At 37.4% G+C, this 8,018-nt stretch carries 8 protein-coding genes and 1 pseudogene; 4 read left to right on the top strand and 5 right to left on the bottom strand.

Features of this window, described 5'->3' with window-relative positions; translation table 11 throughout:
* The 4 genes and pseudogenes from AC1DIV_RS29190 to AC1DIV_RS29175 all read left to right on the top strand — a co-directional run.
* On the top strand, positions 1-269 hold a 269-nt coding region (locus AC1DIV_RS29190), incomplete at its 5' end, for a phospholipase D-like domain-containing protein (protein ID WP_477577906.1).
* A gap of 203 nt (positions 270-472) precedes the next feature.
* A complete protein-coding gene (locus AC1DIV_RS29185) occupies positions 473-796 on the top strand; it encodes a hypothetical protein (RefSeq protein ID WP_477577905.1) in 324 nt (107 codons plus the stop codon).
* A 278-nt stretch (positions 797-1,074) separates the two neighbouring features.
* Positions 1,075-1,758, top strand: coding sequence for a DUF421 domain-containing protein (locus AC1DIV_RS29180; protein WP_097159208.1), 684 nt, complete (start codon positions 1,075-1,077; stop codon positions 1,756-1,758).
* Positions 1,759-2,060: 302 nt separating this feature from the next.
* Positions 2,061-2,291, top strand: a pseudogene (locus AC1DIV_RS29175) (IS110 family transposase); the annotation flags it as partial.
* Positions 2,292-2,622: 331 nt separating this feature from the next.
* On the opposite strand, the gene AC1DIV_RS29170 reads toward AC1DIV_RS29175, so the two are convergent.
* From AC1DIV_RS29170 to AC1DIV_RS29150, 5 genes are all read right to left on the bottom strand, one after another.
* A complete protein-coding gene (locus tag AC1DIV_RS29170) occupies positions 2,623-2,835 on the bottom strand; it encodes a hypothetical protein (protein WP_318285093.1) in 213 nt (70 codons plus the stop codon).
* Positions 2,836-2,846: 11 nt separating this feature from the next.
* Positions 2,847-4,031, bottom strand: coding sequence for a Ger(x)C family spore germination protein (locus tag AC1DIV_RS29165; RefSeq protein WP_477577904.1), 1,185 nt, complete (start codon positions 4,029-4,031; stop codon positions 2,847-2,849).
* A gap of 28 nt (positions 4,032-4,059) precedes the next feature.
* Positions 4,060-5,157, bottom strand: coding sequence for a GerAB/ArcD/ProY family transporter (locus AC1DIV_RS29160; RefSeq protein ID WP_176474560.1), 1,098 nt, complete (start codon positions 5,155-5,157; stop codon positions 4,060-4,062).
* A gap of 37 nt (positions 5,158-5,194) precedes the next feature.
* Positions 5,195-6,766: a spore germination protein gene (locus AC1DIV_RS29155; RefSeq protein WP_477577907.1), complete on the bottom strand. Its 1,572-nt coding sequence runs from the start codon at positions 6,764-6,766 to the stop codon at positions 5,195-5,197.
* 457 nt (positions 6,767-7,223) lie between these two features.
* Complete coding sequence (locus AC1DIV_RS29150) at positions 7,224-7,454, bottom strand: hypothetical protein (RefSeq protein ID WP_048686165.1); 231 nt, start codon at positions 7,452-7,454, stop codon at positions 7,224-7,226.
* Positions 7,455-8,018: the final 564 nt, after the last annotated feature.

Here is an 8,018-nt window from a genome sequence, read left to right as displayed (position 1 = left end):
TCATTGATGAGGAAATTGCAGAAGTAGGCGCAGCAAACTATGATATGAGAAGTTTTCGCCTGAATTATGAAGTGTGTCAAGTCGTGTACAGTGCTGATGTGGCAAGGGAACTCACAGAGCAGTTCGAGAGGGATCTTACTGATTCTGTACCATTAAGAATTGAAGACTTGTTGCAACGATCCCTGACCGAGCGCATTGTTGAACAGGGTTCTCGCCTGCTTTCTCCATTATTAAAAGTTGATGTATCCGTTTTTATTGTTCTATCTTAAATCTAGATTTAAAAAATTTCATTGTTTTTAAATATTTCTGATTCATTTGAAAAAAGTCGAAAACCCGTGTTAGAAGAACTTTCAACATGGGTTTTTTTCTTATTTACGATGGAAATTCATTACTAAAAAACGGTAATACTAAAAAGGCACCTCAAAGAGTTTGAATTCAAAAATATCTGTTACCTTTTAATTTAAATATAGGGGTGATATCAATAGATAATATATTTGAAAATCTTAAGGAAATACGTTTATTAGAAGATAAGCTGTATCATTTAGAATTAAATGGTTGGCTAAAAAATGAGTTTTTAACTTGGGAATGGTGGATACTAGTCGTTTTTTTAGTTGTGCCTTGGGTTATATGGGCGAAACTTGTTAAACGAGACATTATTTTAGAAATTTTGTTATTTGGTACCATAATTATCTTGACAACAACCTTATTAGATGTAGTTAGTGCACAATATAGTTTTTGGGATTACCCCATTGCATTCCTACCTTTTATTCCTCGGGCCTTTCCTTTTGATTTTTAATGGTACCTGTAGCTTACATGTTGTTATATCAATATTTCAGAAAATGGAAATCTTTTATTTTAGCCCAGATCATTATGGCACTAACATATGCCTATTTAGGTGAACCCTTTTGCGAGTGGGTCAAACTTGTTAATTATTTAGAGTGGAGATACAGATAATCATTCATATATTACATCATTGTTGGAATTGTAACTCGAGCTTTAATACTAAAACTAGCCTCTGTATCTAAACCTCAAGATCTTACAACTAATTAAAAATTTAAATTGGAGGAAAAAACTTTGGAAGAAGTTAATATTGGTTTACTGACGATCAAAGTCATCGTTGGTTTTGCCACTTTATTTTTTATCATTATCATAACAGGAAGAACATCCATCTATCAGTTAACCCCGTTTCACTTAGTTTTTGTGTTAGTACTTGGAGATTTTTTAGGAAATACCATTTATGAAGATAAGGTAGGGATTTTTCATTTTTTATATGCCATCGGATTGTGGACGTTTCTTATGTTGGGAATAGAGTTTATGACTCTAAAAAATAAATCGACACGTTCTCTCTTATTAGGCAATCCTAACATCATCATTCGAGATGGTGTTATGGACAGAAAGTTACTTACAAAGAACAAATTGGATGTAAATCAAGTATTGAGTATACTCCGTCAAAATAATGTCTTTTCAGTTCGCGAAGTCAAATACGGTATATTGGAAGCTAATGGGCAAATAAGTTTATTATTAAAATCCAAGTATCAAAAACCAGACAAGCAAGATCTCAATCTTCCAGAAAGTCCAGTAGACCTCCCAACATCGTTAATTATAGATGGGGAAATTTTATGGGATAATTTACATGAACTCGGATTTGATCAACAGTGGTTAGATAACCAATTAACTACCAATGGATATGATAATGTAAAGCGTATACTTTACGCAGATTGGCGAGAGAGTGAAGGCATACATGTAAGTCCTAAATAAAATTTGTTAGGGTAGGAGCACATCAATTTTCTTGGTGAATATAATGTGGATTTAAAAAAAGATGAATCAGAGAATCCGTTTTATGAATTTATCTGATAGGGTGTTTGTTATTCTTTGGTTTTCCACAATCGGGCGCGATTCTTGATGTCTTAAAGGCAGCTTTTTTGTATGCAACTATCGGGGCAGCATTCCTGTAATAAATGAAAATGAGATTTTAGCACAAAAAGACCCCTTGATATGATTAAAGTGTCCCAAAGCTTGCCAGCGAAAAGGACAACATCATCATAATCAGGAGGCCTATCATGAATTATAACCAAAACAAGAAAATCGCTCAAATTACTTCTGAAACACTTATTATCGGTGTGGATACCGCAAAATTCAAGCATCAGCCAGAGCTCAAGACTTTAGAGGATTAGAGTTTGGTTCACCCTGTTACTTCGAAAATACGAAAGAAGGATTTCGGCATTTTCTGGAATGGATCTCGCAAGTAAAAAGTGATCATGAAATGGACCAAAGCCATTGTTGGCATGGAGCCAGTACCGAATTGACCAGCGTTTGTATTACCTGCTTGATTTTTCTTTTCCATCTGAAATCACGGTAGTATCCGGATAAAAAAACTTTAAATTTTTACCAATAAAATTAAAAAGCAAGGAATACCACCGTCATAATAATCGTTTGACCACGAATCATTTTCGCTCCATCTGACAGTAAAAACATACTTGTCGAATCACTTACTTCAACCATTCTTCTTGCAGGCGTTTGTACAGTCGCTTCTAAAGTATTTCCTGCTAATTAAACATAATTCCCAGTTGAAAGACAAAAATTATTTCTCTTTCAAACAAAATTTATTTCTCCCTTTTAACATTACTTTTCCAAAAGCTTGCCTAAGGGCTTAAAAATCACATCCATCAAGTGAGTAGGTCCTGGCATATCCGGAAAGAAAACGAGAAGGACGGCTAGCAGCCATCCTGCCATTGTCAATGTCACAAAGGCCCGTTTTTCCTTCTTCTGATTCTTATTCATTTTTTGCCATTCATATAGCGTCATGAGAATAGCAACTACGGTTATACCGAACACAAATGCCCACCTCAATTTCCTATCACCTCTTTTTCCGGTACTCCTTGCGGTGAAGTAGACATTCCTGGTCTCCTTATATACGCTTTACTTTTGATTTCAACCTCTATTTCTGGAAATTTCTCGCCCCAATGATCCTTTACATTTGACCACTGATCTGGATATTGACGGTGAAACGCCTCTGCAAAACCCAAAATGTCTGTTTCCATCTCATTTTGAAGTTGTTCAAGCATTATTCGAATTCGTTGTACAATTTCTTGTTCTAATTGCCTTTCAAGCTTTTTCACAATCCTTGGATTCATAAGATTTAATTTTGTTTCGTTATCCACTACATCATCTTCCGTCACAATTTTAACCGTCATTTTCCAGTTCCCGTTCTCAATTTTAGGAATTAGCTTCGTACGGGAACGAAGGAGATTGAATGAAATATGGTCTTTAGCACCTTTTGGCTTAACGGTTACGGCGGATAATTCGATTTCATTTCTTACCCATAATAATCCCCTTGTTACTTTATCGTCGATTACCCCTACCATGTTATCTTTTTTAAAAACTGCCGTTCCGTTCACACTTAAACCACCTTTCTGTCCTACCTCTATCAAAGGAAGTGCCGCCGCTCCCGCCTCGCTACTTAACATCTGCAACAAGTCTTTCACGGTTACACTCATTCCCACTTTTAAGTTTGCTAGGTCTCTTGCAAACTCTGCTGAACTTTTCTCTAAATCAGGATTATCTTTCAAAACATCTATGGCTTTACCGTCAGTGACAAATGTATATGCCCTGATTGGTGGATCTGGGGAACGTGCGAAAAAATCAATGTGCTTCTGAATCCCTTCTTTAGCTAGTTTTTCGCCTATGATGATTACCTGGTTATGTCCCCAGAAAATACGGCGGGAAAATTTTTCCTGAAGAAGTGACATGGCATCGAAAATTGTAGTACCCGTTGCTTTTTCAACGATCATCGTTTTACCTCCTCCACCTTGACCACCCCCCATTTGTCCTCCTCCCATCGCTTCAGGAATAGCTATTTGTACAGAAAGCACTATCTTATCCTCAGCTGTTTTATCAAGTCCTGCTGCCAAAACAATTCCTATGTTATTGATTTCTACTCGATCCCAGCAGCCTGCAAGCAAGAGGGTAGATGAACAAATTGAAAAAGTGAGCATTAGTTTTACTGCTTTCGTTAAAGAAATAGTATTCATCATTTTCCCCTTTCAGGCACACAGCTGATTAGTTGGGCTTTTTAGAAGTTTTTTTACACAGAACAGCAAGTAACAACAATACAATTGGTATAATCGTTTGAATGAAAATGGCATAAAAAGGCCAAGTAGTGCTCAATGAATGAGTGAGTTCCTGTAAATTCGGGGCCGACCAAATGCTGACTAGAACTAATAGGAAACCAAGCGGAAAAACGATTGGCCGGTGATCAGATAAATTTAACCATTGAGCAGTACCAATTACAATGGCATAATAGAAGACTGAAATTTTGATAAACGTACCAGAGACCCAAATCGCCATCACTATAGAGTCAAGGTGTTGGAGAAAATCGGCTAGGTTTATATACCGGGCAGCACTCATGACTGGATAAGTAAAAGTAGCTGTAATGTCCCCAAATAAAAAAAGAGAAAACAAATTGGTTACCACCATAGTAAGCATCACAGCAAACACCGAGATCATGCCCCATTTCAATCCTTTTTCTTTTTTATCTAAAAATGGGAGTAAGAAAGAGATGAGAAAGAATTCGGTAAACCAACTTGATGGAACAACAGCTCCTTTCAGAGAAGGCATAATTCCTTTCTCCATGACAGGATATAAATTCTTAGGTTCAAGATCCGGGATAAGTAATATAACGATGACTAGAAGCAATATAATAACCACCGGAACAAGAAATTCTGCACTTCTCGCTATTACTTCAAGTCCGCCGTGTACGGAAAAGGCGCAGACTAGTACCATGCTTCCAATTACAACGATCATTGGAGTTTTTGTCATAAAATTTCCAACGACAAATTCCCCGTACTCCCTTAATACAATTCCATTTGTATGTAAATAAAAGAATAGGAAAACAAACCCGGTAATTTTTCCTGGAATCCATCCTAAAATTTTCCCACTATATTGGATGACTGTCTGCCCCGGAAAGCGCCTATTCAATTGTTGTGCAATATAGACAGAGAGAAAACCGGCAAAAGAAGCCCAAATTGGCGATAACCACATGTCTTGTTTTGCGAATTTTCCCGTAATGGCCGGAACTAAGAGAATAGCCGTTGCCATAATCGTCGGATAGATTATGATGGCCATCTGCAGAGCGCTAATCCTTCCTTTCTCAATCATCTCGTATCACCTCAATACATAATAAAAGATTTGCGGTTTACATTTTACCCCTACTAGTCGGATCAGGCTTCTGCCCAGTGGATTGTCGATATTTATTGTATTCCCCTGTTAATGGAGTCCTTGGATTCAGCTTCCACCATGAGGCACGTGTAAGCACATCTTTTAAATCACTACTTTTCATCGGAGCTACTGGGCTAAGATACGGTACACCAAAAGAACGAAGCGTACATAAGTGGATGATTATTGTGATGGTCCCAAGCATTATTCCAAGCATCCCTAGTGTCCCGGCAATAAGAATCATTGGAAAACGAAGCATACGAATCGCGATTGCTGCCGGATACCGTGGAATCGTAAAAGAGGCGACGCCTGTAATCGCAACGACTATAACCATTGGTGCAGAGACAATTCCCGCGGAAACAGCAGCTTCACCTATGACAAGAGCCCCGACAATGCTTACTGCACCCCCGATCTGTTTTGGAAGTCGTAACCCTGCTTCACGCAACGCTTCAAACATGACTTCCATGATTAAAACTTCAACGAGAGCAGGAAATGGAACATGCTCTCGAGAGGCAGCCATACTAATCAAAAGGTTCGTCGGAATCATCTCATGGTGAAAGGTGATTAACGCTACATACAAGGCAGGGAGGAACAGTGAAATCACAAGGAAAAGGTAACGAAGCCATCGAATAGCCGTCCCAATCAAGAATCGTTCATAATAATCCTCACTTGATTGCAGTAAAGAATAAAAAGTTGAAGGCACAACGATAGAAAAAGGAGTGCCATCTACTAAGATGGCCACACGTCCTTCAAGAAGGTTTGAGGTAACTACATCAGGGCGCTCAGTCGCTAAAACCTGAGGGAAGGGGGATGATGGGTTGTCTTCAATAAGCTCTTGTATCACTCCGCTTTCCAATATTCCGTCAATTTCAATTCGGCTTAGCCGGTTTTGGGTTTCTTCTATTAAAGTCCTATCTGCAATTCCTTCCATATACGCGATAACAACCTTTGTTTTGGTGTAACGACCTATCTCAATTGATTGCATTTTTAGTTCAGGACTTCTTATTTTTCTTCGAAGTAAGGAAGTGTTTACCCGTAAGGTTTCCACAAATGCTTCACGTGGTCCCCTGACGACCATTTCAGCTGATGGTTCCTCAACTGAACGTTTTTCCCATTTTGAGAGGCCTAACGAAAAGCCCGTTTTCCTCTTATCTACCAGTATCACTGGATTTCCCGAGGAGATTTCCTGTATACACTCAGAAAATGTTTTGATTTCTTTCACATTGGAAACAGATATTTTCTTTTCGATCAGACTATTAACGTTGTAGAATTCCTCCTCAGTGTTCTGCATAAGTGGAGAAAGTACATTGTCATCTATTTCTTCAATGTTTGACAAACCTTCAATGTAAAGTAGAATGGATTTATCTTTTCCACCTATGAAAAAAGGACGAAAGATAACATCAGAGCAATCTTTATATATAGAGCGGAACTTGTTTTCGTTATTAGCCAAGTTATCAAATAGCGGATCTTGTTCTTGCTTGAATTGTCCCACTGTTGGAGTTTTTTTCGCCATTTTAGATTTCAACGATTTCCGCCACAAATGATTCATCATGGTCATCCTTTCCCATCCCAATAAAAAACACCATTCTTTATAGTTTTGTTTTATGTGAGTATATTTATACCTAAACGGAGTATATCCAAATAGAGAAGTCGTGAGTAATAATTAAATGGCTTTATTCGATGAGGATATAAAAAACCTATATTTCTGAATTATTATGCTGGTATGTTACCCCAGCTTTCTCCTTAGATATTTCCGCCTAGGAAGAACCATTTCTTAATGAAATGGGTTCTTTTTTGTAACTAACTAAATGGGCTGGGTTGGAAATTAACTATGTTCGTAAAAGTACACTTTACGAAAGGATTTTAATTAATTACTTATTCTAAGAAGTGTTATGGTAACTGAACTATAAAAATAAAAAGATTTATTTGTTCATTGAACATTATTACAAAGTTACAACTGAACAAAAAAATACCACCGTTAGAAGTGGCACTCGAAAAAGGACTTTTATTTAACCATCGAAATAAATATGAGAATTTAAGTTTATGCTTAAACTGATCTTTCTATATAATGCAATAACTGGTTTATTTTTAATTTCCCAATCTTCAGTACTTATCATAGGGATATGGTATTCCCTTTCCATTTCGGTCATTAACTCAATCAATAGATGGCTTCTCATAGGCTCTTTTACTAAAAGAATAATTTCCTGATATTCTTCGTCTACTTTCGCTAATGTTTTCATACTATTGTCCCCTCCATAGTCCGTGGGAATTATACCTTTCCCTAGTATGTTTAATCTTCTCCAATCAAGCACCGCCCTAGTCTTACTAGGTCACTTGCAATGGAAGTTCGTAATGGGACATTCTCCCTGAAAAGAAGTGCTCAAATAGGAAAAAGAGGAATTGACTTCTAAGGCCAATTCTTATCGAATTATTTTTATATATATATTGGAGTTATTACCTCATTGATGACAAGACAAATTTTTGGATACGTAATGGATGGTACGATGCATATAACCAACAAAGAATGGAAAAAAATGAAGGACGAGAGTCAGGGAGATGAAGAGTTTCGGTTGCCCCTGAGCGTTTCGCCCTTCGTAGTTAATATACTCCATTTCGTAAAAGATATACGAAGATTGTAAAATGAACAAATCTCGTAGGGGCAAGGATCTAGGCGTCACTCGTTACAATCTTACAATGATCCCGATAAGTCCAATTGGACAGAATCCAGGGAAAGCGGAAAGGGAATATTGTCCGGCATTCAATCCCTGCAACCATCATCTGGAAGGATTTTATTACTAGGTTTG

Source organism: Peribacillus sp. 05N428 (genome assembly GCF_056397085.1).
This window is presented reverse-complemented; position numbering and strand designations above follow the sequence as displayed.

Bases quoted from the DNA above. Each gene is read 5' to 3' on its own strand.
- AC1DIV_RS29150 (WP_048686165.1), bottom strand. From the start codon at position 7,454: ATGAAAACATTAGCGAAAGTAGACGAAGAATATCAGGAAATTATTCTT.
- AC1DIV_RS29155 (WP_477577907.1), bottom strand. From the start codon at position 6,766: ATGATGAATCATTTGTGGCGGAAATCGTTGAAATCTAAAATGGCGAAA.
- AC1DIV_RS29160 (WP_176474560.1), bottom strand. From the start codon at position 5,157: ATGATTGAGAAAGGAAGGATTAGCGCTCTGCAGATGGCCATCATAATC.
- AC1DIV_RS29165 (WP_477577904.1), bottom strand. From the start codon at position 4,031: ATGAATACTATTTCTTTAACGAAAGCAGTAAAACTAATGCTCACTTTT.